The sequence below is a fragment of the Faecalibacterium gallinarum genome (genome assembly GCF_022180365.1).
GTDB classification, from domain to species: Bacteria; Bacillota; Clostridia; order Oscillospirales; family Ruminococcaceae; genus Faecalibacterium; species Faecalibacterium gallinarum.
Map to the genome: position 1 here is coordinate 67,352 of NZ_BQKV01000098.1, position 24,641 is coordinate 91,992.

Annotated in this window: 28 protein-coding genes and 1 tRNA gene; 13 read left to right on the forward strand and 16 right to left on the reverse strand. The window is 52.6% G+C overall.

All coding sequences use genetic code 11. The features are described 5' to 3' along the window. The first annotated feature begins 9 nt into the window (after positions 1-9). From JCM17207_RS10875 to JCM17207_RS10920, 10 genes are all read left to right on the forward strand, one after another. Positions 10-711, forward strand: a complete 702-nt coding sequence (locus tag JCM17207_RS10875; RefSeq protein WP_238317646.1) for an iron-sulfur cluster assembly scaffold protein — start codon at positions 10-12, stop codon at positions 709-711. Positions 712-728: 17 nt separating this feature from the next. Continuing rightward, a complete protein-coding gene (locus JCM17207_RS10880; protein ID WP_238317647.1) occupies positions 729-1,727 on the forward strand; it encodes a GGGtGRT protein in 999 nt (332 codons plus the stop codon). A gap of 121 nt (positions 1,728-1,848) precedes the next feature. After that, entirely contained in the window at positions 1,849-3,753 is a 1,905-nt protein-coding gene (locus tag JCM17207_RS10885; RefSeq protein WP_238317648.1) for a flavocytochrome c, read from the forward strand. Beyond that, complete coding sequence (locus tag JCM17207_RS10890) at positions 3,750-4,133, forward strand: NusG domain II-containing protein (protein ID WP_238317649.1); 384 nt, start codon at positions 3,750-3,752, stop codon at positions 4,131-4,133. Before JCM17207_RS10885 ends, JCM17207_RS10890 begins: the two co-directional genes overlap by 4 nt. Positions 4,134-4,366: 233 nt before the next feature. Beyond that, positions 4,367-6,004, forward strand: coding sequence for an efflux RND transporter periplasmic adaptor subunit (locus JCM17207_RS10895; RefSeq protein WP_238317650.1), 1,638 nt, complete (start codon positions 4,367-4,369; stop codon positions 6,002-6,004). After that, positions 6,001-6,744, forward strand: coding sequence for an ABC transporter ATP-binding protein (locus tag JCM17207_RS10900; RefSeq protein ID WP_238317651.1), 744 nt, complete (start codon positions 6,001-6,003; stop codon positions 6,742-6,744). Before JCM17207_RS10895 ends, JCM17207_RS10900 begins: the two co-directional genes overlap by 4 nt. Continuing rightward, positions 6,735-7,937, forward strand: coding sequence for an ABC transporter permease (locus tag JCM17207_RS10905; protein ID WP_238317652.1), 1,203 nt, complete (start codon positions 6,735-6,737; stop codon positions 7,935-7,937). Before JCM17207_RS10900 ends, JCM17207_RS10905 begins: the two co-directional genes overlap by 10 nt. Positions 7,938-8,035: 98 nt before the next feature. Next, positions 8,036-10,066: an S-layer homology domain-containing protein gene (locus tag JCM17207_RS10910; protein WP_238317653.1), complete on the forward strand. Its 2,031-nt coding sequence runs from the start codon at positions 8,036-8,038 to the stop codon at positions 10,064-10,066. A gap of 113 nt (positions 10,067-10,179) precedes the next feature. Next, entirely contained in the window at positions 10,180-10,827 is a 648-nt protein-coding gene (locus JCM17207_RS10915; protein ID WP_238317654.1) for a ComF family protein, read from the forward strand. A gap of 86 nt (positions 10,828-10,913) precedes the next feature. After that, a tRNA-Pro gene (locus tag JCM17207_RS10920) sits at positions 10,914-10,991 on the forward strand. A 180-nt stretch (positions 10,992-11,171) separates the two neighbouring features. Here the strand turns inward: JCM17207_RS10920 and JCM17207_RS10925 are convergent. Next, entirely contained in the window at positions 11,172-11,372 is a 201-nt protein-coding gene (locus tag JCM17207_RS10925; RefSeq protein WP_238317655.1) for a helix-turn-helix domain-containing protein, read from the reverse strand. 120 nt (positions 11,373-11,492) lie between these two features. Here JCM17207_RS10925 and JCM17207_RS10930 point away from each other — a divergent pair, with 120 nt between their 5' ends. Further along, entirely contained in the window at positions 11,493-12,071 is a 579-nt protein-coding gene (locus tag JCM17207_RS10930) for a hypothetical protein (protein ID WP_238317656.1), read from the forward strand. 72 nt (positions 12,072-12,143) lie between these two features. Here JCM17207_RS10930 and JCM17207_RS10935 read toward each other — a convergent pair whose 3' ends face one another. The 15 genes from JCM17207_RS10935 to JCM17207_RS11000 form a co-directional block, all read right to left on the reverse strand. Further along, positions 12,144-12,332 carry a hypothetical protein gene (locus tag JCM17207_RS10935; protein ID WP_238317657.1) on the reverse strand — a complete coding sequence of 63 codons (189 nt, stop codon included), beginning with the start codon at positions 12,330-12,332 and terminating at the stop codon, positions 12,144-12,146. Next, complete coding sequence (locus JCM17207_RS10940; protein ID WP_238317658.1) at positions 12,319-13,581, reverse strand: phage portal protein; 1,263 nt, start codon at positions 13,579-13,581, stop codon at positions 12,319-12,321. The genes JCM17207_RS10935 and JCM17207_RS10940 overlap by 14 nt, the downstream gene beginning before the upstream one ends. A 14-nt stretch (positions 13,582-13,595) precedes the next feature. After that, positions 13,596-15,125, reverse strand: a complete 1,530-nt coding sequence (locus JCM17207_RS10945; protein WP_238317659.1) for a phage terminase large subunit family protein — start codon at positions 15,123-15,125, stop codon at positions 13,596-13,598. Next, positions 15,122-15,496 carry a hypothetical protein gene (locus JCM17207_RS10950; protein ID WP_238317660.1) on the reverse strand — a complete coding sequence of 125 codons (375 nt, stop codon included), beginning with the start codon at positions 15,494-15,496 and terminating at the stop codon, positions 15,122-15,124. Before JCM17207_RS10950 ends, JCM17207_RS10945 begins: the two co-directional genes overlap by 4 nt. Positions 15,497-15,662: 166 nt before the next feature. Next, a complete protein-coding gene (locus JCM17207_RS13880; protein WP_373871960.1) occupies positions 15,663-15,860 on the reverse strand; it encodes a helix-turn-helix domain-containing protein in 198 nt (65 codons plus the stop codon). Beyond that, positions 15,860-16,702, reverse strand: a complete 843-nt coding sequence (locus JCM17207_RS10955; protein ID WP_238317661.1) for a major capsid protein — start codon at positions 16,700-16,702, stop codon at positions 15,860-15,862. Before JCM17207_RS10955 ends, JCM17207_RS13880 begins: the two co-directional genes overlap by 1 nt. Positions 16,703-16,724: 22 nt before the next feature. Further along, positions 16,725-17,159: a hypothetical protein gene (locus JCM17207_RS10960; protein WP_238317662.1), complete on the reverse strand. Its 435-nt coding sequence runs from the start codon at positions 17,157-17,159 to the stop codon at positions 16,725-16,727. 222 nt (positions 17,160-17,381) lie between these two features. Then, entirely contained in the window at positions 17,382-17,999 is a 618-nt protein-coding gene (locus tag JCM17207_RS10965) for a hypothetical protein (RefSeq protein WP_238317663.1), read from the reverse strand. Further along, entirely contained in the window at positions 17,993-18,349 is a 357-nt protein-coding gene (locus JCM17207_RS10970; protein WP_238317664.1) for a hypothetical protein, read from the reverse strand. The genes JCM17207_RS10965 and JCM17207_RS10970 overlap by 7 nt, the downstream gene beginning before the upstream one ends. 81 nt (positions 18,350-18,430) lie before the next feature. Continuing rightward, complete coding sequence (locus tag JCM17207_RS10975; protein ID WP_238317665.1) at positions 18,431-18,667, reverse strand: hypothetical protein; 237 nt, start codon at positions 18,665-18,667, stop codon at positions 18,431-18,433. 1,280 nt (positions 18,668-19,947) lie between these two features. Continuing rightward, a complete protein-coding gene (locus JCM17207_RS10980; protein WP_238317666.1) occupies positions 19,948-21,228 on the reverse strand; it encodes a DnaB-like helicase C-terminal domain-containing protein in 1,281 nt (426 codons plus the stop codon). After that, positions 21,209-21,658, reverse strand: coding sequence for a helix-turn-helix domain-containing protein (locus JCM17207_RS10985; protein WP_238317667.1), 450 nt, complete (start codon positions 21,656-21,658; stop codon positions 21,209-21,211). Before JCM17207_RS10985 ends, JCM17207_RS10980 begins: the two co-directional genes overlap by 20 nt. Beyond that, complete coding sequence (locus JCM17207_RS10990) at positions 21,651-21,974, reverse strand: hypothetical protein (RefSeq protein WP_238317668.1); 324 nt, start codon at positions 21,972-21,974, stop codon at positions 21,651-21,653. Before JCM17207_RS10990 ends, JCM17207_RS10985 begins: the two co-directional genes overlap by 8 nt. Further along, positions 21,955-22,152, reverse strand: a complete 198-nt coding sequence (locus JCM17207_RS10995; RefSeq protein ID WP_238317669.1) for a hypothetical protein — start codon at positions 22,150-22,152, stop codon at positions 21,955-21,957. The genes JCM17207_RS10990 and JCM17207_RS10995 overlap by 20 nt, the downstream gene beginning before the upstream one ends. Before the next feature lie 2 nt (positions 22,153-22,154). After that, on the reverse strand, positions 22,155-22,349 hold the full coding sequence (locus JCM17207_RS11000; RefSeq protein ID WP_238317670.1) for a hypothetical protein: 195 nt from the start codon (positions 22,347-22,349) through the stop codon (positions 22,155-22,157). 295 nt (positions 22,350-22,644) lie between these two features. Between JCM17207_RS11000 and JCM17207_RS11005 the strand changes: the two genes are divergently transcribed. Both JCM17207_RS11005 and JCM17207_RS11010 read left to right on the forward strand, forming a co-directional pair. Then, positions 22,645-23,115: a helix-turn-helix domain-containing protein gene (locus JCM17207_RS11005; RefSeq protein WP_238317671.1), complete on the forward strand. Its 471-nt coding sequence runs from the start codon at positions 22,645-22,647 to the stop codon at positions 23,113-23,115. A 47-nt stretch (positions 23,116-23,162) separates the two neighbouring features. Beyond that, positions 23,163-24,368 carry a tyrosine-type recombinase/integrase gene (locus JCM17207_RS11010; RefSeq protein WP_238317672.1) on the forward strand — a complete coding sequence of 402 codons (1,206 nt, stop codon included), beginning with the start codon at positions 23,163-23,165 and terminating at the stop codon, positions 24,366-24,368. Positions 24,369-24,641 lie beyond the last annotated feature (273 nt).

Consider the following 24,641-nt stretch of genomic DNA (forward strand, 5'->3'; position numbering starts at 1 on the left):
AGTATGATTATGACCTATTCGCAGCAAGTACAGAACATGTGCCCGATCACCAAAGGTCCTAAGCATGGTCCCGCCCCCATCCCCGAAGAGGGTGCATGGGTCAAGGCTTATGAGATCAAGGACATCAGCGGCTACACCCATGGTGTGGGCTGGTGTGCACCTCAGCAGGGCACCTGCAAGCTGTCTCTGAATATCAAGAACGGCGTCATTGAGGAGGCTCTGGTCGAGACCATCGGCTGCTCCGGCATGACCCACTCCGCTGCTATGGCAGGCGAGATCCTGCCCGGCAAGACCATCCTGGAGGCTCTGAACACCGACCTGGTCTGCGACGCCATCAACGTGGCTATGCGCGAGCTGTTCCTGCAGATCGTCTACGGCCGCAGCCAGACCGCTTTCTCTGAGGACGGCCTGCCCATCGGCGCCGGCCTGGACGACCTGGGCAAGGGCCTGCGTTCCATGACCGGCACCATCTTCTCCACCCGTGAGAAGGGCGTCCGTTACCTGGAGCTGACCGAGGGCTACATCAACAAGCTGGCTGTGGACGAGAACAACGAGGTCATCGGCTACCAGTTCGTCAAGCTGGGCAAGATGATGGAGGACATCCGTCACGGCGTCGAGCCCAACGAGGCTTACAAGAAGAACATCGGCACCTACGGCCGCTTCAGCGAGGACCAGGGCGCCGTCAAGTACATCGACCCGCGTGAGGAATAAGAGAGGAGGAGCAACTAATGGCAACTTTTGAATCTATGGATCGTCGCATGCCCAAAATTGAGGCGTGCCTGAAGGCCAACGGCCTCGAGTCTCTGGACGCCTGCAACGAGATGCTCCTCGCCAAGGGCATCGACTGCGACAAGATCGTCCGCGGCGTGCAGCCCATCTGCTTCGACAACGCCGTCTGGGCTTACACCCTGGGCACCGCCATCGCCGTCAAGCGCGGCCTGACCGATGCCGCCGCCTGCGCTTCCGCCATCGGCGAGGGCCTGGAGGCTTTCACCATCCCCGGCTCTGTTGCTGAGCAGCGCAACGTCGGTCTGGGCCACGGCAACCTGGGCGCTCGTCTGCTGAGCGAGGACACCACCTGCTTCGCCTTCCTGGCTGGCCACGAGTCCTTCGCTGCTGCTGAGGGTGCTATCGGCATCGCCCGCACCGCCAACAAGGTACGCAAGACCCCCCTGCGCGTCATCCTGAACGGCCTGGGCAAGGACGCCGCTTACATCATCTCTCGGATCAACGGCTTTACTTACGTTCAGACCGAGTACGACATCCCCACTCAGACCCTGACCGTCGTCAAGGAGATCCCCTTCTCCAAGGGCGAGCGCGCTGCTGTCCGCTGCTACGGCGCCAACGACGTCATGGAGGGTGTTGCCATCATGAAGAAGGAGGACGTCCAGTGCTCCATCACCGGCAACTCCACCAACCCCGTCCGCTTCCAGCACCTGGTTGCCGGCACCTATAAGAAGTGGGCCAACGAGAATGGCAAGCCCTACTTCTCCGTCGCTTCCGGCGGCGGCACCGGCCGTACCCTGCACCCGGACAACGTCGCAGCCGGCCCCGCCAGCTACGGCCTGACCGACTCTCTGGGCCGCGTCCACGGCGATGCTCAGTTCGCTGGTTCTTCCTCCGTGCCCGCGCACGTTGAGATGATGGGCCTGATCGGCATGGGCAACAACCCGATGGTTGGCGCCACTGTCGCTTGCGCCGTCGCTGCTGCACAGGCCAACGCCTAATCCCCTGTTTTCCTTTGTTCGACAGGGGGGAGCCGTATTCCTTAAAAAAAGGGACCCGACTCCCCCTTTTTTGTTGAGTATGTCCGCATCACACACAACCAAGAAGAAAGGAATATCCACTATGAAAAAGCGCATTGCTGCTCTTGTGCTGGCAGCGGCCATGGTCTTCAGCCTGGCTGCCTGCGGCGGCAAGAGTGAGTCCACCGCTGCCAGCAGCTCGTCTTCTGCTGGCGTGTCGGGCGAATTCACCGGCACTGCCAATGGTATGGGTGAAGTGACTGTGACTGTCACCCTGACCGATGGCGTCATCACCGACTGTGTGGTGGAAGGCCCCGATGAGACCGAGGGCATCGGCTCTGTGGTCGTGGCCAACGCTCCCGAAGAGGTCGTCTCTGCCAACAAGGGCTCCATCGACGTTGTCTCGGGTGCTACCATCACCTCCAACGCTGTCAACGAGGCTCTGGCTGCTGCTCTGACCGCCGCCGGCCTGGATGCTGCTGACTTTGTCGGCAACGCTTCCGAGGAGACCGCTGAGGATACCACCGTTGAGGCTGACATCGTTGTGGTCGGCGCAGGCGGCGCCGGCATGACCGCTGCCATCTCCGCTGCGAAGGAAGGCAAGAGCGTCGTGATCGTTGAGAGCCAGTCCATGGTGGGAGGCAACTCTGTCCGCGCTACCGGCGGCCTGAACGCAACCCACACCCCCGCTCAGGACGAGAACGAGTTCAACGAGGCTGCCGGTGTCGAGAAGACCCTGGCTACCGCTGCTGAGAGCTACGCCGACGACGAGACCATCACCGCTCTGGCTGCTACCGTGGCTGAGCAGTGGGCCGAGTACCAGGCCAACCCCGTTGGCTACTTCGACTCCGTCGAGCTGATGGAGCTGGATACCATGATCGGCGGCAAGGGCGTCAACAACCCCGAGCTGGTCGAGGTTCTCTGCTCCAACTCCGCTGACGCCATCGAGTGGCTGGCTTCCATCGGCATCGATATGCCCAGCGTTTCCAGCTTCGGCGGCGCTTCCGTCAAGCGGATCCATCGCCCCCTGAACGACGAGGGCAAGGTTGTCTCCGTCGGCAGCTACATGATCCCCCTGCTGGAGAAGAACTGCGAGGAGGCTGGCGTTGAGATCCTGTTCAACACCACCGCCAACGAGATCTTGACTGACGACAACGGCGCTGCTGTGGGCGTCGTTGCCACCGGCAAGAGCGGCGAGACCGTCACCGTCAACGCCAAGGCTGTTGTTCTGGCTACCGGCGGCTTCGGCGCCAACCTGGAGAAGGTCGTCGAGTACAAGCCCGATCTGGCCGGCTTCATGACCACCAACGCTGCTGGCGCTCAGGGCCAGGGCATCGACATGGCAGTTGCCATCGGCGCTGGCACTGTGGATATGGATCAGATCCAGATTCACCCCACCGTTGAGGCCAACACCGCTGCCCTGATCACCGAGGGTCTGCGCGGCGACGGCGCTATCCTGGTCAACGCCGAAGGCAACCGCTTCACCGACGAAGTGGGTACCCGTGATGTTGTCTCCGCTGCTGAGATCGCTCAGACCGGCAGCTACAGCTGGCTGATCATCGACCAGGCCATGGTGGATGCTTCCAGCGTCATCCAGGGCTACATCAAGAATGGCTACACCGTGACCGGCGAGACCTATGAGGCTCTGGCTGAGGCCATGGGCGTGGATGCTACCGCTTTCGCCGCTACCATGGAGAAGTGGAACGCCTGCGTTGAGGCTGGCAAGGACGAGGAGTTCGGCCGTACCAGCTTCGCTAACCCCCTGAACACCGCTCCTTACTACGCCATCAAGGTCACCGCTGGTGTCCACCACACCATGGGCGGTCTGACCATCAACGCCAACACTGAGGTCCTGGCAGAGGACGGCTCCGTGATCCCGGGCCTGTACGCTGCTGGTGAGGTTACCGGCGGCGTCCACGGTGCAAACCGTCTGGGCGGCAACGCTGTGGCTGACTTCACCGTCTTCGGCCGCATCGCCGGCCAGCAGGCCAGCGCTTACGTTGGATGAGTAAGGCTGCAAAACCCGTATCAGAGGGTGCGGCCCGGCGGCCCCGCCGCTTTTGGATCAACGTCCTGTTTGTGGCTTTGATCCTGCTGGCGGCGTTGGGGCTCTGGCTGGTCCGCAGCCACAAACCCGGTTTGTACGCCCATGTGGATTTCGGCATGGGGGTCACCGAGGATCTTCCTCTGTCGGAAGATGGGGACTACCTCTACGAGGTGGGCGCGTATGTGGTTCATCTTCAGGTGAAGGACGGCGCCATCGCCTTTATGGACAGTCAATGTCCGGACGGCGTGTGTGAAGACTTTGGCTGGCTGAATGAGGAAGGCCAGTGGGCCTGCTGCATGCCCGCAGGGGTTTTTGTAACCATCGAAACAGAATCAGCGTAACCGCATGGGGCGGCGCTACGGATGGATGTCATCCGGGGCGCCGCCCTTTTTATTGGGAAAATTTCCGAAAATTTATTTCCAAAGAGGGCTCAAATTGGGAAGTTTTGTGTGAAGCAAACTTTGGTTGCTTGTAAAGTGGTAGACATGTGCTATACTGGAAGTGTTTACCGGCCCCGGATGCAAAGCAGAACCATGGCGGGGCCAAACAGCAAGATCAGGAGGAAAATTTTGCTATGATCTGGAAAAACAAAAAGGATGTTTCTGCCGGGCAAAACTCCCAGAAGAATGCGGACGCCCGAATCAACCCTGCGCTGAAAAAACAGCTGAAATGGGGTGTGCCCGCGCTCTGTGTGGTGGTCCTGGCGGGGCTGCTCTGGATCAAGGGCTCGCAGCCCAAGACGGTGGCTGCTTCGACTTCTTACGTGCAGGAAACGGTGGAACGGCGGTCCATTTCGGAGTCGTTCAGCGGATACGGCACTCTGCAGCCGGCGAATACATATACCGTCAAATCCCTGGTGGCAGGCGAGGCTCTCTCGGCTGAATTTGAGGAGGGCGACATTGTAGAAAAGGGCGCTGTTCTCTACCAGGTGGACAACACCACCGCCACCACCAACATCGAGAAGGCACAGATTGCCCTGGAACAGGCACAGCGCAGTTACGACAAGATTGCGGATACCCAGTATGTCCGGGCTGATGTGGGCGGCGTGGTTTACTCCCTGAAAGTGGCGGTGGGCGACGAAGTCACCCAGGGCCAGGAGATTGCGGTCATTCAGGACAGCTCTCAGATGGTCCTGAAGCTGCCTTTCCCCGCAGCGGATGCCGCAAATTTCAGCGTAGGCCAAACGGCCATCGTCACCCTGGACGGCACCTTTGAAACTCTGGAGGGCCGGGTGACGGCCATCTCCGGCAGCGATGTGCTGGGCACCGGCAACGTGCTGGTCCGCACAGTGACCATTGCGGCCACCAATGCCGGCACTCTGAACAATACCCAGGTGGCAACCGCCAGCATCAACGGCGTCAACTCCACCGAGAGCGGCACGTTTGCCTACCAGGCGGAGAAAACCCTGACTGCCCTGGCCGCCGGCACCGTGGCCGAGATCTATGTTCAGGAGGGCAGCCCCATCGCGGAAGACCAGGCTCTGCTCTCTCTCATGGGCGAGGATCTGGACGAGTCGATCCAGAATGCGGCGGAAACTCTGCGCAGCGCAGAGCTCTCTATGGAAAACGCCCAGGAGCAGCTGAACAACTACACCATTACCTCTCCCATCAGCGGTACCATCATTGAAAAGAAGTATAAGCAGGGCGATATCATCGAGACAGCCCAGGCGCTGTGCACCATTTATGATATGAGCTACCTGCAGATGATTATTAATGTAGACGAGCTGGATATCAGCGCCATTGAGGTGGGCCAGAGCGTTACCATTACAGCAGATGCGGTCAGCAACGTGTCTTATACCGGCACGGTCACCCGTGTTTCCATGGCGGGTGCTACCAACAACGGAACCACATCTTACCCTGTTACCATCCAGATTGACGACACCGATGGCCTGCGCCCCGGCATGAACGTCAACGCCGAGATTATTGTGGCTGAGACCGAGAATGCGATCTCTGTTCCCAATGGAGCCGTCGAGCGGGGCGGTTATGTTCTGGTAACTAAGAATTCTCCCAGCGCGGTTAACGCTGTGGAAGACCGCAAAGCTCCGGATGGCTATGTCTATGTGGCGGTAACCACAGGGGTCAGCGATGACAACTATGTGGAAATTCTCAGCGGCCTGCAGGAAGGCGATGTGGTCGGCGTTGAGACCACCCAGAGCTCCTACGGCCCGGCCCTGGGTCAGATCCGTGTGTTTGCGGGGGGCCGTGCAAGATGAGTGCATTGATTGAATTTGACCAGGTCTGCAAATTTTATCAGATGGGCGACACGGTGGTGCGTGCTGCCGATCATATCTCCATGAAGATCGAAAGAGGGGAGTTTGTGGCCATTGTGGGCCAGTCTGGCTCGGGCAAATCCACTTGCATGAACATCATCGGCTGCCTGGATGTTCCCACCAGCGGTACCTACCGGCTCAACGGTCAGGACGTGGGCAAGATGGGCCGCAACCAGCTGGCCTCCATCCGGAATGAGATGCTGGGGTTTATTTTCCAGCAGTATAATTTGATGCCCCGGCTTAATCTGATGGAAAACGTTGAGGTCCCGCTGATTTACGCCCGGGTGCCCCGAAGCCAGCGCCATGCCCGCGCCAAAGCGGTGCTGGAGCAGGTGGGGCTGGGCGACAAGCTCCGGAATAAACCCAACCAGCTTTCGGGCGGCCAGCAGCAGCGTGTCTCCATTGCCCGGGCACTGGTCCGGAATCCGCCGGTGATTTTGGCCGACGAGCCCACCGGCGCGCTGGACTCTCATACCGGCCGCGAGGTCCTGGGTATGCTCCAGGACCTGCATCGTCAGGGCCACACCGTCATCCTCATCACCCACGACAACTCCATCGCACTCCAGGCCCAGCGGATCATCCGCCTGGAGGACGGCCGGATCGTTTACGATGGCGACGCCCACGCCCCGGAGGCGACCATGATCCGTCCGGTGATACAGGGAGGTGATGAGGCATGCTCATAACCGAAACCTTCTGGCTTGCCATTAAAAATATCTGGAGCAACAAGCTGCGCACCATCTTGACCATGCTGGGCATCATCATCGGCGTTACAGCCGTTATCGTGATCGTCGGTCTGGGCACCGGTATGACCAACTCGGTTCGGGAAAGCTTCGCCTCCATGGGCATCAATACCATGACCGTCTCGGTCTGGGGCAGGGGAACCTCCCGCAATGCCACGGTGGATGATCTGTATCGGATTGTTGAGGATAATCCCGCTTATTTGGAATCGGTTTCGCCGGAGATTTACCTCGAAGGTACGGTGAAGGTTGACACCGAGAGTTACCACTACACCACCGTGAAAGGGGTCAGCGAGGATTATATTGAGATGCGGAACTACCGTATAGCGGAGGGCCGGGATCTTCAGTATATGGACTCCCAAGAGAACAAAAATGTCTGTGTCATCGGTGCATATCTCGCCCGAAAAGCCTATGGCGGCGACGCGGTGGGCCAAACCATCAAGGTTGGGGCCAATAAATTCCGCATTGTTGGCGTATTGGAGGCCAAGGTGGAACAGCAGGATATGCAGGAGGGCAGCGAGGACGACTGCGTGTATGTGCCGTATTCCACGGCCATGCGGCTCTCAGCCATGAGCGTGCCCAACACCTACCTGGTAACCATGACCGACGAAAACTACGCCACCCAGGCCAAAGAGGCGGTGGAACAGGGGCTGTTTAAAATCTATAACGATGAAAACGCCTACTATGTTTACAGCATGGGCGAAATGCTGGAGGTCATGAATGAGACCATCGGCATGGTCATCGCAGTTTTGACCCTGATTGCCAGCATCTCCCTGCTGGTGGGCGGCATCGGCATTATGAACATCATGCTGGTGTCGGTCACCGAGCGCACCCGGGAGATCGGCATCCGCAAAGCGCTGGGCGCCCGGGAGGGCGCAATCCTGCTCCAGTTCGTCATGGAGGCCGCCACCACGTCCGCTTTGGGTGGTGTGATGGGCATTATACTGGGCTATGGTCTGTCGGCTGCGGCCAACCAGGTCCTGCCCATGATTATGGAAACGAATGCGACGGTCACCCCAACCTTTGAGTCGGTGATTGTGGCGTTTGGTATCTCGGTGGGCATCGGCATCTTCTTCGGCTTCTTGCCTGCCCGTCGCGCCGCACGGCTCAACCCCATTGAGGCGCTGCGCTACGATTGATCCGCGTGGCTTCGGCCGGAAACATTCGACCCTTTGGGGCGGGGGATTCCGGCAGTTGATTCCCATACGCACCACGAAACATTTTGAAGGAGAAGAATATGAAAAAACGTCTTCTTGCACTCCTGCTCGCCGTGTGTCTGCTGGTTCCGGCTTTTTCGCTGCCGGCAGCGGCGGCCAGCGCCAATATCAATATGGAGATCCAGACCGCGCGGATGCTGGGGATTCTGTCCACAGAGATGAGCCAGAATCTGGACGCTCCGGTCACGCGGGCAGAGTTTGCTCAGATGATGGTTGCAGCCTCGGTATACAGAGATTCTCTGGGTGAGCAGAGCGCAGTGGGCACCCTGTTCCCCGATGTCACCAGCGAGACCCCTAGCGCCGAGTATATCCGGATCGCTGTTCAGCAGGGCTGGATCAGCGGATACACCGATGGCACCTTCCGCCCCAATGACCCGGTAACGCTGGAGGTTGCCTGTACCTCGGCCCTCAAAATGCTGGGTTATAAGACCTCTGAGCTGAGCGGCCCGTTCCCCACGGCTCAGCTGAGCAAGGCCACGGAACTGGGCCTGCGGGACCAGATCACCAGCGGTCAGGGCGCCCAGCTCACCCGCGCCGAGTGTGCAGTGCTGATGTACAATACCCTGACGGCCACCACCAGCGGCGGCCAGACTTACGGCAGCAGCCTGGGCCTGACCATCACCGAGGGCGAGGTGGACGCTTCGGGTGCGCTGCGCCAGAATTTGGATGGTCCTTATATTGCGGCAGCGGGGGAGGTTTTGCCCTTTGCGCCCGCGACCATCTACCGCAACGGCCAGATTTCCACCTCCTCTGAGCTGAACCAGTACGACGTGTACTATTACAGTGAGAGCCTCAATGCCGTTTGGATCTACACCAACCGGGCAGCGGGCCGGATCACTGCGGTTTCCCCCAGTGCCAGCGCTCCCACGGCGGTCACCATCGCCGGCCTGTCCTATAAGATCGGCAGTTCTTCGGTGGCTTACCGCATTTCGGCTTTGTCCGGCGGCGGCGTGGGCCAGGTGGTCACCCTCCTGCTGGGCATGGACGACGAGGTCGTCGGGATTGTGACCGAGGAGGAAGTTGACCAAACCTACTACGGGGTAGTAGAATCCACCAACCGTACCCTGACTGTACAGGATGGGGCGGACGTTCTTCAAGTAGTGAAAGTTCTCTGCACGGACGGCACCGTCCGTGCTTTTCAAGTAGATAAGAACTTAAATTATCCCGAGGGCTGGCTGCTCTCCATCCACGCCTCCGAAGAAGGGGAGAAGGTGCAGCCTCTCAACGGCAGATCGGTCGGCGGCCTGTTTGACAGCAACGCCATGACCCTGGGGGAATATAAGCTGGCCAACGACGTAAAGATTCTGGATACCGGAACAGAGGGCGGCGGGGTGGTAATCCGCCCGGACCGGCTGAACGGCGTGAATCTGAGCACCGGGGATGTGCGCTACTATGAGTTAAACGAGAAGGGCGAGATTTCTCACCTAATCCTGGACGACGTGACCGGCGACATCTGGACCTATGGGTGTCTGGTGGGCATCAGCAACCGCAGCGATTCCACCGGGCTGGGCAGCATCCAGCCGGATGCCGTGCTGATGAAGATCGTTTCGGGTCTGGCCACCGGCAGCCTGTTGGATGATATCTGGAAAGGCCTCACCGGCAACACCGGCAAACTCATCAGCCTGATTCTGGGCACCATTGCGGACAATACCGATGGTCTGGTTGGTTCCATTATCGGCAGCGTTGCAAGCGGTGCACAGTATACTTACATGGTGGACGGCATGCCCACCACGGCCAGCGCCGATATTAAATATCCGGTTCTGGCGGGCGGGATTGCCGTGCGGACCGAATCCAACGGCAACGTCCGCGCGATGGCACAGCTTCAGCCCATCCTGATCGATGGTCTGGGCGCAGCCTATGCCACCTCGGGCGACAAGCGCTATGAGCTGTCGGATAATATGCAGGTCTATCTGTGGCATATGGGCGTGTACTATAAGACCACCCTGGCCTCCATCAACGCAGAGGATTATTATCTGACCGGCTGGTACGACAATTTTGGCTGCACAGCCGGCGGTCAGGTGCGGATCCTGATGGCGCTGAAGAAAAACTGATGGCTGGGGACCCGGCAGAACGCTACTATGCACCCGGGCGGATACGCCTGCGGCAGCTGCGCCAGTTGGTATATCCCCGTCGTTGTCCTTTTTGCAGAAGGGTACTGGGATTTGTGCCGGTCTGTCCGGACTGTGCCGAAGCGCTGAAAAAACTGGAGCGAAAACCCAGCCGCAGACTCAATTCCGGGGAGCATTACTTTGGATCGCTGGAAGGAGCAGCCGCGCCCTTTGTTTATGGGGATGAAGTGCGGTCCGCTATCCTCCGCGCGAAATATCTGGGCGAAAGCTGGACGGCAGTCCAGCTGGGATGCTGGGTCGCCCGGCTCCTGTTTGGGGCCGAAATTGACTTGAAGGCCGGAGTTGCCGTGCCACAGCAGCAGAAGGCCCTGGGGCTTGAGTACGATCAGGTGGTCCCGGTGCCTTCCTCCCGGCGTGGGCGAGGGTATAATGTGCCGGCTCTAATGGCTTTGCCGGTGGCACAGGCGCTGGGGCTTCCACTGGAACCGGAGGCATTGGTCCGGATTCATAAAAACAGCCCGCAGGCAAGTCTCTCGATGGAGGAGCGATTGGTGAATATAGCCGGCGCTTTCCGGGCTCAGGAGCCTCAACAGGTGGAGGGTAAGCGGATTCTATTGGTGGACGATGTAATAACCACTGGTGCCACCGCTTCTGCTTGTGCCCAGGCATTGCTGGACGCCGGGGCCCAGAGCGTATTCGCAATAGCGCTTGCTGCCGCCGAGGTGAACAAGCAAAATAAATAAATCAGAATCAATTAAAAAACGCTTGACAAAACAGATGCCATCCGGTATAATAAAAAAGCTGTGAGCGATAACCGCTCTGAGCATATCCGGGTGTAGCGCAGTTTTGGTAGCGCGCTTGAATGGGGTTCAAGAGGCCGTGAGTTCGATTCTCGCCACTCGGACCAAAAAGTAAGCTGATTTATCAGCAGTAAAACCGCGTAGTTAAGTCGATTTTGACCGCTACGCGGTTTTTCTTTTGCTTTTTTAGATATCTTGCCTCTGAAAGAGTGTCAACAAAAAATGTCAACAGACTCGAAAAAAGCCACAGCGATTCCAGCTGCGGCTTTATGATTTTATGATGAAACTTATTCATCTTTCAATCCGGCTAAATAATCCAGTGAAACGTGATAATATTTTGCCAAGATAATTGCGTAAGACAGGGGAAGTTCTCGTATTCCTTTTTCGTACCTTCTGTACACTTCACGAGGGCAATGCAAAATGTCAGCCACTTGCTGCTGTGTAAGGTCATTGTCGGTTCGCAGATCCTCAAGCCTCGGTAAGAACATATTACCACCTTCTTGTTGACAATGTTACCAAGTGGTGGCATAATTATTGTGAGAATACTACCAAACGGTAGCATTATAATGGGCTTTGAGATGGAATCCTGTTGATTTAGAGGTGGAATCATGAAAAAGGCGGTCTACGGAATATTTGTTATTTCCATGGTGATGATGCTATCCGGGTGTAGGTGTGCGTTTGGACACCATTGGGTAGAAGCTACTTGCACAGCTCCCAAAACCTGCTCGACTTGCGGTATGACCGAGGGGACAACGCTGTCACCTGATGGAAAACATCACTGGGTAGATGCAACTTGTACAGAACCGAAAACTTGTACGATTTGCGGAGAAACAGAAGGTGAAGCTCTGGGGCATGATTACGATAATAAGGGAGTTTGCCAGAGGTGTAATGCCCATAAAGAATATGGGAACTCTTACGGGTATTTCTCGGAATCGGAATTGTACTCGATGGCCAAAGATGCTATTCAGAATGCCGTATATCCGGCTTATGTGTCGGATTTTGACTCGTTCGATATCTATATCGAAAAAGTGACGGATTCCAGAATGGGAGTAGGCGACGATAGCTTTACTGTAGCAAGTTCCGCTGAGTTCTCAAGCGGCGGTTATGTTGAGACAAGGCGATTTGTAGTCATTGTCGAACCTCATAGTTCCACCAAGTATGTTTTTAAAGATTATTATGTAGAATAAGCCAACACATACTATAACAATAAAAGGGTTGTTGCAAATGCGTTAAAATCACGCTGCAACAGCCCTTTTGTATTACAAAGAGATGGAAGTAATCAGCTCGAAAAGTTTTTTCGCACTATCACAGTATAACTTTGCAAGTCTGACCCATTGCTCTGGCGTTTGAATGCTGGCTTTGAGTTCTGCCATAAATTGGGAATCATTGACAAATGCAAGATTTGATTCCAGTTTCGTAAAAAGTGTTTCGAAATCACTGTGCGGCATCTTTAGCATTCTCCTGTTCAATTCTCTTAAGTTCTTGTTCCTGGTCGTTGGTGTAGGGGCTTTGCTCAATAAAAGATTGCTTGGAAAGCGCACCTGCCTCATACTGTTTGCACAGATCGGCCACAATACTGCTGTTATCGGTAGGCCGGTTGAGGTTGAATACAGCATCCAGACTATCAAAACCTGTATCAGTGAAAGCGTGTACAGGCAAAAGCTGGCGCATATACTCCCACCGTTTATAAAAGCCTTCTTTCATCTGCAAAACGGTTCGTTTGGCTTTGCTGTCAAGTTGGTTAAAAAGGAGCTTAAGAGATGTTTCAGAAACGTTGGAAACATTGCCGTTAAAGACCACACTCGGTACTTCTGCAACGGTATAAAACTGGTTGCTCAGTTGCTCCAACAGGAGTTTGACAGTGTTATAGTCGATATTGGCAGAGGCAAAGCCAAAACTGCCTCCGTCCTCTAGGTTGATACAGGCCCCAACAAGATCACGGTCAATCTTTCCATCAATACGCTGACCGGCGGCAACTGCAAGAGGGTTAAGCGAGAGAGTTGTAACCGCGTCAGATGCCTTGGAAAGCAGACTCTCAAGCTCGTTCACGATGGGGATTAAGCCCAATACAATGCCCTGTCCATAAAGGCTATAATCCGCCTCTACACCGCTGGTATAGTGGATCGGCAGGCCGGACAGATTTCTATATCGGGCTAATTGCTGCATTGTTCCGCTCTCGGTGCTGTATTCTGTGACAGTGTCCGGCTCGTACAAGTTGTAGTAAGAGATGCCGCTGATTGCATCGCTCCAATGTTCCAGAAATGCCCTGTATACACCTTTATCATCGTAGACAGGGTAGCTGTCCAGAGGATCAAAGACCTTGCTGTAAACGCGATTTTGGGCCTTATAGACGTACTCAAAAGCATTGCCGTATTTAACCAGGTTGTCTGCAATCTTATAGTCAATCAGGGAATAATTTGCGCGGTTATAGCATCCTTGCAGGGTCTTAACGGCTGCACTCTCGCCGGTCAGAGTTACAGGGTTGCCGCAAATATAGCTGGTGTGAAAGTCTACAACCGCCGGGACAGATTGCAGAACGATCTTTGCAGTCTCGAAAATATCGTCCTTGAAGGTGAAGTCTTTTCTCTGCAAAACCTTGTGCTGACCGGCCAGAAAATCACGAACCCGCAGATTGGTGGCCTGAATGTACATTGCTTCGCTGGTCTGAGGGATTGCCAAAATCTCTTGAATATCCAAAGTAGAGCCTCCTGTTAAAGATACCAAAGCCCGCTTTTAATGCCTTGTAGGGCCATTCCAAAGGCAAAAACCGCATCGTCTCCGGTAGTGCCTGCGTGTTCCATTCGTCCGCCCTTGTCCACAAAGAGCTGCATTTCAGACAGTAACGTTTTGCTGTTGATACAAACCTCGCCTTTTTCAAACGCTTCTCTAAAGTTGCTGATTAAGATAGGGCGGCTCTTTTGGGTTGTTTCCCAGCCAGGACGGCGGCGAAGCTGGCCGCTTGCATCGTACTGCTTGCTTTTATACAGATTGGGATAGGTGTACTCATTGCGCATTTTATCCAATACTGTGTGCCCTGCGCTGGCCTTTTCAATCACACACAAAGCACCGTTGTAATACTGTGCCAGTTTGAGAAGAACTTCGGCCAACCGATAAGGGGCAATCGTATTGCTGTAAAGCTCGGCACACTGGTAGCCGTCTCCATTGATTATTTCAATACAGGAGTGGTCGGAATCACCGCCTAAACCTTCGGCTACGTCTACGCCGATATAGTAGCGAACGCCAGGAACAGGTAAAGCCCAAAACTTTAAGCCAGCCATTATAAACTGCTTCGGCGGCGCTACAATCTTCGGCAGGGCGGTTGAACGCTCTTTAATCAGAGTTGTATTAAACACATTCTGCCCGGTGGTGAGAAACGCTTCAAGTGGAGTGCTCGGGAACTCCTGCTTGAACTCGTCCGGGCTGCTGTTAGCGATTTTGAGCCGCCTCCAAACAAGCTGTTGAATGGTGGCCCCGCGCTCAAAGAGAGCCTTTTCCTCGTTGTCCAGCTCGTCAACAGTGGGCAACTTGTGGTTCATCGCCTTCCAACGTTTGCAAAACTGTTCCTGTTCTTCCTGAAACATGATTTTGTCATCAACCCAGCCGTAAAAATGTGGGGTATACAGGTTTTCACCCTGCTCGGCTTTCGTCCAAAGATCAGAAAAGCCGTTAAAACCGTTTGCGGTGGACTCAATAACGATGATTCCATCCGGTCTTAAAGCCTGTTCCAGGGCCAGCAAGTTCTTTTTTGCCCGTTCATCCTGAAAGAACGCATACTCGGACAGGTGAGCATACCGCAATGTAAGGCCTCGCGCTACGTCTTTGGAGCCGCAAGTACAGACAATAATCCGGCTGCCGTTTGAAAATTTTAACTCTCCCCGGTTGTTGGTCAGCTCTGGCAGGCGCACACAATCCGGCATTTCCTGCCAAAGGGCCTTTAGCTTTTCAAAGATGCCTCTGGCGCTTTCCATCGAATAAGACATCAACAGGCAGGTGATATTGCGCTCAGTGTGGCAGTAGTAAAGGGAAAGGGCACAAGCTACGGAAGTGATGCCCAACTGCCGGGATTTAAGTACCAGATTATATTTTTGCAGGCTATTGACCAGATCGAGCTGCTGGGGGTTGAACTCAAACGGCACAAGCTGACCGGTCTTGTTGGTGATTTTGAGGAAGTATCGCGACCACAGCACCGGGTTGGAGATGATAGCCCGCAGCTTTGCTCCTGCCTTTTGTGTTTTGGTCATTTGCTGATTTCCTCCCCGATTACATCATCCGGCACGGCATCCAGAAGGTTATAAAGCTGGTTTCCAGTGTTTTTAAAGAGCGTTTCATTGAGCTGCAACAGGGCTTTCAGACTATTGGGATCATTCTCAGCCTTAACAACATACTTTTCATGCAGGTCAAGAAGCTGCTGCTGGTTTTTACGCTCCAAAAGAAGCCGCACAAGGTCTTGCACATCTGCATCAAGCAACCACATTTTACAGGAATCCTCAGTAAAATGTTCCGGCAATGCGGCTGCGGCTTTGAAGCTATCAAAACTCTTGTTTTCCGGGGTACAAGTCATGCACTCCGGGGCATATCGCCAAAAAATATAGTTGGCTTTGTATTCCGGCATACTGTCTAAAATACGCTTTACAATCTCCGGTTTGCTTGCCCCTCTGGGGGTCAGCTTAAGGCTGTTTCTGGCGTTTTGTTTCACTTTTTCAGCTATCTTAACCACCTCCCTGGATTAAAATAAAACCGCCCACAGGGCCTTTCTGGGGCTGTGTGGACGGCTCATGTTATCGTTTACCCCGTGCGTCTTTCTGGGCCAATGTGTAAAGGGCATTCAAAATTCGGGCTTGCAGTTCAGGCTTTAGCGGTTTTGTTCCGTTTTCCAACTGTTGCAGATAGGGGTGCGACATATCCGCTGCATTTGCTACCTGCCGCAAGCTGTATCCGTACCGCTCCCTGATAGCTCGCAGTTCAAGTCTGTTCATCAGGTAATGGTCTTGGCCAGCAGAACGATCTTGCTGTCGTCCAGAACCTTGTGAGCGGCGTATACATCGGCCACAACGTCAGTATAGAAGGTGGTGGCGTGATACTCCTCGCTGAACTCCGGCTCTGCCTTGCGGGCCTTTGCAAGAGCGCCTTTCTTGACAATCAGGGTCTTGCATTCGGGAGTGCTGCCGGTGCGGTTGGCATTATCGGTCAGCATAACAGGCACACCACGGTAGAAGCCCACACACTGGCCCTTGACAATGCCGTTGCCGGGGGTGGTATAGGTCAGCCCGGTTGCACTAAAGCCTTCCATACCCAGAATGAACGGAAACAGTTTAGAGTTAATATAGATGCCTGCAAACTCGTCTGCATTCTGGCGGTCGCCAAACAGGGCAAATGCTGCTTCAAGCTCGGCCGGGTTAATAACATCGGCCTCTGCACAAGCTGCCTTGAGGGTAGCCCCTGCAATCGCAGTAGCCATCAGATCAGCGTCAAGTTTAAGCGCGATTGCATCTGCCAGGTCGGTGATTGCCATGTTTTGCAGGATCGGCCCGCCGGACTGCCGCAGGCTGTCCTTGTGGTATTTAACAGCCGCCGCAAAATGCTTAATATCGGCGGTTGCGCTCGTGCCGTCAATCTCGGTGGCGGTAACACCGCCTTTTGCTGCAACTTCATCGGCAACAGCTACACGGGAATAAACGGGAAAGGTGATCTTGCTGCCCTTCCACTCAATTTCAGGAACATCGGCGCTGATATCCAGTGCGGCGTTGGAGAGAACAAGTCGCTTGTCGATCTCTTTCATCAGGTAAGGGGCGGCAACTTCGGGAACGAAAATAGCCATCTATAAAATTCCTCCTGTTTGGTCATCTGGTGAACTGCTTGAACAGTTCAGGGTTGGTTTGGTAGAGTTTGACCTGCTGGGCGTAGTTCATTTTTGCAAAATCGTCTTTGGTAATGCCTGCGCCCTGTTTGTGATTTTGCGGCACATAGCCGCCAGACTTGAAAAGTTCGGACAGCTTGACAAAGTCGGCCTTGTCGCTGAAATACTCGGCATATTCAACCGGGATACCTGCGGCCTTGCAATTCAGTTCCCGCTCCCGCTTGTCAAGGGCGGCGGTGCGCTCTGCAATGGCTTTTTCGGCTGCGCTAGGCTCTGCGGGCAATTTTGCTTGCAGTTCTTTGATTTTGCGGCTGTACTCTGTCCGCACCTTATCGGTTTCAGACTGTACAAACTTGGAAATAAAGCCCTGCACTTCGTCCGGGGTATAGCTGTCTTTCTGCTCAATTTCAAAAGTCATTATTTTGGTGCTCCTTTGCTTGTAGTGGTTCCGCGCCCTTGCAGTAAGTTCGTGGTTTCCACGCCAAAAAGAAATATGTGTATAGCCTTTCGGCTAGTGGTTTGCGGAACACGGCAGGAGAGTCCCTACCGTGCCCTGAAAGAAAGGAAAGGTTGAAAAATGGCATTGCTGGCTACGAAGGCCTGCCTGTATATAATCGTGCTGTTGCACGGTTATAGCATATTATTCGGGCTTAATCTGCAATCGCAAGATACCGTGGATGCTGCCCTCGTTATCGGTAAAAACATCTGTGCTATCAATGCTTTCGATCTGGTAATCGCAGGCGGTAAACTTGCCCTCATTGTCAAACGTATTGCATTGTAAAACAGCGTTTGGTGTAATCTCAACCCCTGGCATAATCACTACCATATTGCCGCCGATCACATTACCGATGGCTGTTTTGTTTAATCCCGTTAGTTGGGTCGCCAAGTATGCGGGTGAGGTAAAATAGTTAACGGTGATTGTCGGATAGTCGCCCCACTCATCAGGAACCGGGGACTTCATTTCCCTGGTAAGCGAAATGGTTTGGTTACATCTAACTGCGTTATATCGCAAATATACGCCGTTTTCACGGTGATCTCGCTGCACCAGAAGATAATTGTCTGCCCCAGTGGTTAAGATGTTGCCGGGCCTCAAATTGTCCTCTGTAGCGCTGTAAACATCCACCCAGTCGGCGCTGTCTTGACCATTTCGCTGCCGTCTAAACAGGACTGTTTTGCTTGTGCCGCCAATCTGAACCTCTACGCCCTCACGGTCAAGGGCACGTTTGAAGTTATCCTGCAAACAGTGGAACATCAGCACCGCCCCCGAAATAAATAGGAAACAGGGCCGCTTGCGGCCTCATTCTCTGCCTCAATCTGGGAAATTTCACTTTTAAGGCGGGTGATACGGGTGTTGATCGCAGTGATTGCCTCGCCTGTGGTCGCAAACTCCGTCTGTACGCTCCGGTACAAGTCCACATCGTTTGCCAAAATCTGAAAGATAGAGAGAACAGTGTTAAGCAGCTTTAGACGATCTTCACGCGAGTAGCTTTCGATATCAATTAGACCATTTTCCTCAAGCAGACGCTTATAATCATCCTCTGGCAGGTACATTTTGTGGTTGAGTTCAACCATCAGTCGGTCGTAGTTAGTCATATTGTATAGCTGCATTCCTAACCTCTTAAAAATCTCTGGGTAAAAAAATCGGGGTTCAAGGGTGGATTTGCCGAAAAAAGGGGTATCAAATCTGTTTTATGCTCTCGGCCTTTTATGCTGATTGTGCTGCTTTACCCCTCGCTCAATTACCAGCAGATCCAGAACGACGTGGCCTTGAAACTTGTATCCACCGGCCATAAATATAAGTGGCTGACCTGCTTGGTAACTATATGGCATAGCCTCTAGGGCTGCATCAGCCACGGCATCCTCTCCCACCGTTTGTACTGCCTGGATGATAGATTGCTTGTCATAGCTGTAATATCTGATTTTCATTTTGTGCTTTACAATAAAGGATTGAATCTCTCTGATGCCTTTACTTTATTATATCATATAAGTTTAAAAATGTAAATATTAAATAAAATACAAGATATTTTAAAATAATATAAAGCGCAATAAGAAAATGGATGTTGACAAAACTGTTGACACTTTTAACCCAAGTCTCCCGTTAAAGATTCCCAAAACTGGCGCTATACCTAGCATCTGTGATTGGATGCTGTCATCTGGCCTCTTGAATATGAGTTAAAAGCCCTATAAAATTGCACTCTCTTACAAGCTGTCAAGCAGGAATAGAGCTATACCCACTTGTGTGCATGACGCCAGATTCCCATTTTGGGAACCCAGGGTAATCAGAATGAGCCATGACACTATCTGTACTGCTAAAAATCATAGCTGGTAGGGAAAGGATATGGAGCGGGCATTTGAGGCTCTGAAAAATCGCGTTGACCTTAATGATAAGAAAAATGCCAAAATGACAGTTTTAAACGCCCGAGTGGCATGACCATTATCAACGAATCCGGCCTGTATATTTTGACTGAACTCACTAACCCCAACTTTGGGGGGGAGTGAATTTCGTTCCCCTTGTTGTTAGCGAGTCCATTTTTGGACTGGCTGAATACCGTCGTGTTTTGTGACCCAACCCTATTTTGGGGCGGTTGATATAATTCCCCAAAAGTGGGGAAAGCAACAGGCCCAGTTTTTGGCTGAGTGACGGACTGATCTGTCCATAACCAACAGGCTCAATTTTGCGTGGCTTGATATAGCGAGCTCAAATTTGAGCTCAGTGGATTTGACGGCGCAATTTTGCGCTGTGAGAATTTTCTCATTTTTGAGAACGTACCTGTACCGGCGGTTTACCGGGTCAGGGGGGGTGCTTGAAATTTCCGGCACACCCTTTTCGTTCAAAAAATGAGCAGAAGAAAAAGGTGCGTCAAATTTGACGCACCCCTTCATAAAAAGAAAAGGAGAACCAAATTTCGTTCCCCATTTCGATCAAAAAGGGGCGGGAAATTTGACACTCCATATAAAAAGGGCATCCAGTAGGTGGACAGCTTTGGCTGCCGTACCTAGTTCAGGACTAAATATGATCCCAAAACCTACTATGAGGGAAGAAAAAATAGGGATATCATAATCAAACCATACTGAATCAGTATACAGTCGATCAAAAGAATAACCCGGCCCCATCAGTACAGGATTTTTCCTGGATCGGGAACCGGGTTTTATTGACTAGCTATGGCTTGTCAGTCGGTTACGGTTTGTAACCATTTTGTAATCTTTTAACTTACCTCGCGCCAGCGGTGATACTGGAAATCAGCTTGCAGAGCTACTTCACCGGTGCGGCCCCGCCGGGCCTTGAGAATCAAACCATCAATCGAACCGCTGCTTTCTGGGTGGGCTGCGGGGGCCAGCATCAGCACAAAGCTGCTATCGTGCTCTATTGCGCTACTCCCATACAGATCGGCAAGAGTTGGTTTTCCGATTTGATCGGTGCGTCTGTTAGCTTGGGCCAGCGCAACAATACAGCAGTTGCATCGTTTGGCAATGCTTTTCAGAGAGTGGCAAATCTCCTCGATTTCATAATTGCGTAGAGTATTACGCTGCATGGGCCGTACCAAGTCAAGGTTATCGACGAATACGACCTTGGGTTTGGTCTGCATAATCGCTCGTTCAATGTTTGCTGCTGTCTGTGCTGGTTCTTCCCGGATATGCAGGGGCAGTTGTGCCAGCTTTGCGGCAGTCTTGTCTACTTTGGCCTTATCTTGAGCAGTCAAGGTCTTATCGCGCAAGGCTCGACCATTTATCATTCCAGCAGATGCAAATAGACGCTCATTTATTTCGATTTCTGACAGCTCCATAGAGATATATAATACAGTGTCTCCACCCTCGGCAATATGTCTGGCTATCCAAAGGGCAAAGTCGGTTTTGCCGCCGCCAGGACGTGCCGCAATGGTGTTAAGATCGCCGGGCATTAACCCTCCGGTATAGGTGTCAAGAGCATCTATACCAGTGTGTATACTATTATTTGGAGTAGCTAGATACTCAATATAACGAGCTGTATAGTCCTTTGCGCTACTGGTATTAGCTGCTCCTGCCGTTGCACTGTCTAGGGCGGCTTGTGTTACACTAATAGCCTCTGCCAAGGTTGTCTGATTGGTTTGCAGTCTAACTGCCGTCTCGGCCAGACTCTGCCCAAGTTGCAGACTCTTGAAATTTTGGTAAATAACGTCAGCCCAATCCTGTATACGCTCGGCAGATAGGCTATATAACTGGCAGTCTCGCCACTGGTACAACTGATTGCGTTCGGGCTGGCTAAGCAAGTCAACAATGCCGGTTACCGTCAGCTCCCGCCCCTCTTGCTCAATCTGGGAGCATACTGCATACACCCGGCGCAACATATCTACGGGTTCTATTGTCGGGAGCATCTGCTCAGTCAGAGAGCTGCGTACTATCGGCCATGCTGTTTCTGGCATTGCAACCAACGCAATCGTCAACATCTCAGCGCTCGCCAGTAATGGCGAAAAATTGGGATCATACCCATTACCATAATGGTTCTGCATCTACGCTAAACCCTCCTTCGCTCCCGGTTTTTTCAAGAGAAGAATCCTCTTTATAATTTTTATAATGTTTATTTTGTTGTGAGTCGTGTGTTGACTGACTGTGAGAACCTTTGTTAGATGGACAAAGAAGATCGTAATTTTTAATCGTGAATACGCTATATTCTGACGTTATCACCTGTGTTAGATCGCCTGTTGATTTTAAGTGTTTAATCGCAGTGCGCACATTTTGAACGGTTAAGCCGGTTTGCTGTGCAATATTGGAATAGCTTGTAACAAGCTGTCCGCGCTGGATCGTAATATCACGCCACTGACGAGGTTCCCAGTTGGCAGAAAGCAGTAGGGTAAGCCATACAAGCTGCGTGTTGGGGGTGTCATGCCAGGGGCCATTAAGCACTTCTCGACTCATGGGGCAAAATCCTGTCTTAGTCATCTGGCCCCACCCCCTCTAAGTCAAGCTGGCCCGGTATCTGAGCTAGTAGGGCTTTAGCGCTGCGGGATGCGAGATAGATATTTTTTGCCCGGCTGTCCATCGTCCGGCAGAAGTGCAAGACTTCCTCGATATTCCCCGGCAGGAAATAGCCCTTTCCACTCGATAGAATAACCGCACCGTCCTGGCGCTCTTTGGCAATCTGGAGCGTAACCTCTCGCAGGGTCAGTCCAGTGATTGTAGCCAGATCGCGGGCCGTTTTGGCGTTGGCCTCTCCGCTTTGGAGCAAATCAATAATCTTATCGGTCGTTTTTACCATGTGCCGCTACCTCGTTGGTATTGAGGGACGGCACAACGGCACTGTCAGGCCCGTAGTTAGTCGCGTAAAGGATGCGGTCAAGCTGCCACAACTCGATTACTGCACAACCCTTGGAAGGGTCGTAGTGAGCTGCTGCGGCTGCCGCCTCGCTGATGTGGTTAAGTTCATTCAAAGTCATTTTTAACCCTCCTTACTATTGATGTTTCCGGGCAGATCGTTAAGCTGGTTAATAAGCTGCTCAACATTGACCAGGCACCGATTTCCTGAATAGATGCAAGGCAGTTTGCCCTGCTTGGCCATTCGGCGCAATGCGTATTCGCTCAAGCAGATATCGGGGTGTTGAGCTGCTTGATGGATGCTGCAAAGTTTTTTCATGGATTTTTTCCTTTCCTCTTATTGCTTGGCGTGTTTAATTGTGATATAATGAGTTTAACACAGGTACGGCTGAGTGTCAAGGATGTATATATTCGCATTTTTATTTAAAAATAACTTGACAAAACGCGATTTTTGTAATGGAAATTCACGCAATTTGTATAGTTTGTATTGGATATAAACAAGTGCAAAGCGGCTTTGTTGTGCACTGTTTATACAACAAAAACAACAAAAACAATCGAAAGTGCACAAAAATATAGTCTGTAATTCTGCGAATTGCACAATAAGGAGCGGCAAGATGGATGAGTTAAATAATATTGCTACCACGATCTCAACAGCTCGGCGGGCGAAAGGATTGACACAGGGACAATTAGCAGCGCAGTTGGGGATAAACCGAACGACCCTTGCACTGTGGGAGCTTGGGCGCACGGTGCCAAGTTTCAATAATATGCAAAAGTTGGTTGACTTTCTTGAACTCCCGCATGAGTTACTAGAAGCTCTGGACAAAGGACGGCATACTCGGCGACTGGATACCACTGTTGGAAAGCTCCAAAGCCAGGTAGACGCGATTACACAGCAAGGTGGTGGTTCGGGCCTTACTATATTACTGGATGATACGGCCAGTGTGGCAAGGCTCTGTAAGGCGCTAGAGGCTCTGGACAAGTTGCCGGTCGGCTCACCGCAGTATTTAGAGCAGTTGCAGGCTGCATTTAATGCAAGTGTTAAAGTCTTTAAGAGTGCCACTAAAGGGGGTGATGTGGAGGAATAGGGCAAGCAGACACCTTATAATAATAATAAAAAAGAAGGAGAGGTAAAATGGCGAGTATCAAAGTCAATAAAGACAAGAACGGCGTTATAATCAGCTGCCGCTGGCGGGCCTGCCTGGGGAGAGACGGCACGGGTAAGCAAATCTGGGCGACTAAGACAGTAAAAGATGTGCCAGACGAGCGCACTGAGGCAAAAATAAAAAAGGCCTGGCAGTTGCAGGCCGATAGCTGGGAGAAGGGACTAATAGCAGGAACAGAGAGTCGAGATAATAGTAGTTTTAAGGCATTTGTCGAGGGTGATTTCTGGGAACTTCATGTTCTGGGAGGCAATCTTAAACCGTCCTCGGTCGCGTTCTATACCAACATGAAACCACGCTGTATTGAATACTTTGGCAACAAAAAGTTGTCCGCTATACGTCAAACAGACTGCGAGAGGTTCCTTATCTGGCTCCGGGATCAGAAACAAAAAAACGGCCAGCCCCTTTCAGCTAGCACTCAAAAGCACATTTTCAATTTCTTGCGAACAATTTTCGCATTCGCCGAAGAAAAGGGCTACATAGCCAAAAGCCCGATGCACGGCGTAAAACCGCCCAAACAGCCGCATAAAGAGGTTGACTATCTAGCCCCAGCGGATGCGCAACGATTTATCACGGCCCTCCAAGAAGCTCCTACACGATGGAGAGCAATCATGCAAATTATGATTTATTTGGGCCTCAGGCGTGGTGAAGTGTGCGGCCTTCAATGGCAGGACGTGGATTTTGTGGCCAATACAATAAATGTACGCCGCAATGTGACATATACTGCTGCTGCGGGAGTGATAGTTGGAGAACCCAAGACAACAAACAGTTTCCGCATTCTGCCCGCTCCGATAACACTCATGCAAACACTTAGAGCATGGAAACAAGAGCAAGCAGGTCAGTTTTGTAAGGCGGCTGGTGCAACTGTGGTGATTACCCAAACCGCGTTTGTTTTCAATGCCGACACAGACCCGTACAGTCCGCAATTTCCAACACATCTCACAAAGAAGGTTAAAGCGTTCTGCAAGGCGCACAATTTGCCTGATATGTCCCCGCATGATCTGCGTCATACTTGTGGCTCTCTAATGTTGGATTCCGGTGTCAATCTTAAAGCCGTACAGGAGTTTCTTGGGCACGAGGACCCTGAAACCACGCTCAAATTTTACGCTGGTGTAGATGCCGAGAGCCTGCGCAAAGCTGGGAACAGTTTGGCTAAGACCCTTGCAATAGGCGGTTGATTGTCAACAAATCTGTCAACAAAGTTGCGTTAAGAGCCGAAGCGATACAAGAAGATAATCAAACTAAGGCTCAAAAAATGGCCTATTTAGGCCATTTTACATAAAGATAAGGGATAATGCAATGAGATGTGTTTTTGAATGGGGTTCAAGAGGCCGTGAGTTCGATTCTCGCCACTCGGACCAAAAGATAGAAATCCGAACTTTGTCTTCCGAATAGGAGATAGGTTCGGATTTCTTTTTTTCGGTGTACGAAACAAAAGCCCTCTTATCGCT

Bases quoted from the DNA above. Each gene is read 5' to 3' on its own strand.
- JCM17207_RS10875 (WP_238317646.1), top strand. From the start codon at position 10: ATGACCTATTCGCAGCAAGTACAGAACATGTGCCCGATCACCAAAGGT.
- JCM17207_RS10880 (WP_238317647.1), top strand. From the start codon at position 729: ATGGCAACTTTTGAATCTATGGATCGTCGCATGCCCAAAATTGAGGCG.
- JCM17207_RS10885 (WP_238317648.1), top strand. From the start codon at position 1,849: ATGAAAAAGCGCATTGCTGCTCTTGTGCTGGCAGCGGCCATGGTCTTC.
- JCM17207_RS10890 (WP_238317649.1), top strand. From the start codon at position 3,750: ATGAGTAAGGCTGCAAAACCCGTATCAGAGGGTGCGGCCCGGCGGCCC.
- JCM17207_RS10895 (WP_238317650.1), top strand. From the start codon at position 4,367: ATGATCTGGAAAAACAAAAAGGATGTTTCTGCCGGGCAAAACTCCCAG.
- JCM17207_RS10900 (WP_238317651.1), top strand. From the start codon at position 6,001: ATGAGTGCATTGATTGAATTTGACCAGGTCTGCAAATTTTATCAGATG.
- JCM17207_RS10905 (WP_238317652.1), top strand. From the start codon at position 6,735: ATGCTCATAACCGAAACCTTCTGGCTTGCCATTAAAAATATCTGGAGC.
- JCM17207_RS10910 (WP_238317653.1), top strand. From the start codon at position 8,036: ATGAAAAAACGTCTTCTTGCACTCCTGCTCGCCGTGTGTCTGCTGGTT.
- JCM17207_RS10925 (WP_238317655.1), bottom strand. From the start codon at position 11,372: ATGTTCTTACCGAGGCTTGAGGATCTGCGAACCGACAATGACCTTACA.
- JCM17207_RS10930 (WP_238317656.1), top strand. From the start codon at position 11,493: ATGAAAAAGGCGGTCTACGGAATATTTGTTATTTCCATGGTGATGATG.
- JCM17207_RS10935 (WP_238317657.1), bottom strand. From the start codon at position 12,332: ATGCCGCACAGTGATTTCGAAACACTTTTTACGAAACTGGAATCAAAT.
- JCM17207_RS10945 (WP_238317659.1), bottom strand. From the start codon at position 15,125: ATGACCAAAACACAAAAGGCAGGAGCAAAGCTGCGGGCTATCATCTCC.
- JCM17207_RS10950 (WP_238317660.1), bottom strand. From the start codon at position 15,496: ATGCCGGAATACAAAGCCAACTATATTTTTTGGCGATATGCCCCGGAG.
- JCM17207_RS13880 (WP_373871960.1), bottom strand. From the start codon at position 15,860: ATGAACAGACTTGAACTGCGAGCTATCAGGGAGCGGTACGGATACAGC.
- JCM17207_RS10955 (WP_238317661.1), bottom strand. From the start codon at position 16,702: ATGGCTATTTTCGTTCCCGAAGTTGCCGCCCCTTACCTGATGAAAGAG.
- JCM17207_RS10960 (WP_238317662.1), bottom strand. From the start codon at position 17,159: ATGACTTTTGAAATTGAGCAGAAAGACAGCTATACCCCGGACGAAGTG.
- JCM17207_RS10970 (WP_238317664.1), bottom strand. From the start codon at position 18,349: ATGCAGCTATACAATATGACTAACTACGACCGACTGATGGTTGAACTC.
- JCM17207_RS10975 (WP_238317665.1), bottom strand. From the start codon at position 18,667: ATGAAAATCAGATATTACAGCTATGACAAGCAATCTATCATCCAGGCA.
- JCM17207_RS10980 (WP_238317666.1), bottom strand. From the start codon at position 21,228: ATGCAGAACCATTATGGTAATGGGTATGATCCCAATTTTTCGCCATTA.
- JCM17207_RS10985 (WP_238317667.1), bottom strand. From the start codon at position 21,658: ATGACTAAGACAGGATTTTGCCCCATGAGTCGAGAAGTGCTTAATGGC.
- JCM17207_RS10990 (WP_238317668.1), bottom strand. From the start codon at position 21,974: ATGGTAAAAACGACCGATAAGATTATTGATTTGCTCCAAAGCGGAGAG.
- JCM17207_RS10995 (WP_238317669.1), bottom strand. From the start codon at position 22,152: ATGACTTTGAATGAACTTAACCACATCAGCGAGGCGGCAGCCGCAGCA.
- JCM17207_RS11000 (WP_238317670.1), bottom strand. From the start codon at position 22,349: ATGAAAAAACTTTGCAGCATCCATCAAGCAGCTCAACACCCCGATATC.
- JCM17207_RS11005 (WP_238317671.1), top strand. From the start codon at position 22,645: ATGGATGAGTTAAATAATATTGCTACCACGATCTCAACAGCTCGGCGG.
- JCM17207_RS11010 (WP_238317672.1), top strand. From the start codon at position 23,163: ATGGCGAGTATCAAAGTCAATAAAGACAAGAACGGCGTTATAATCAGC.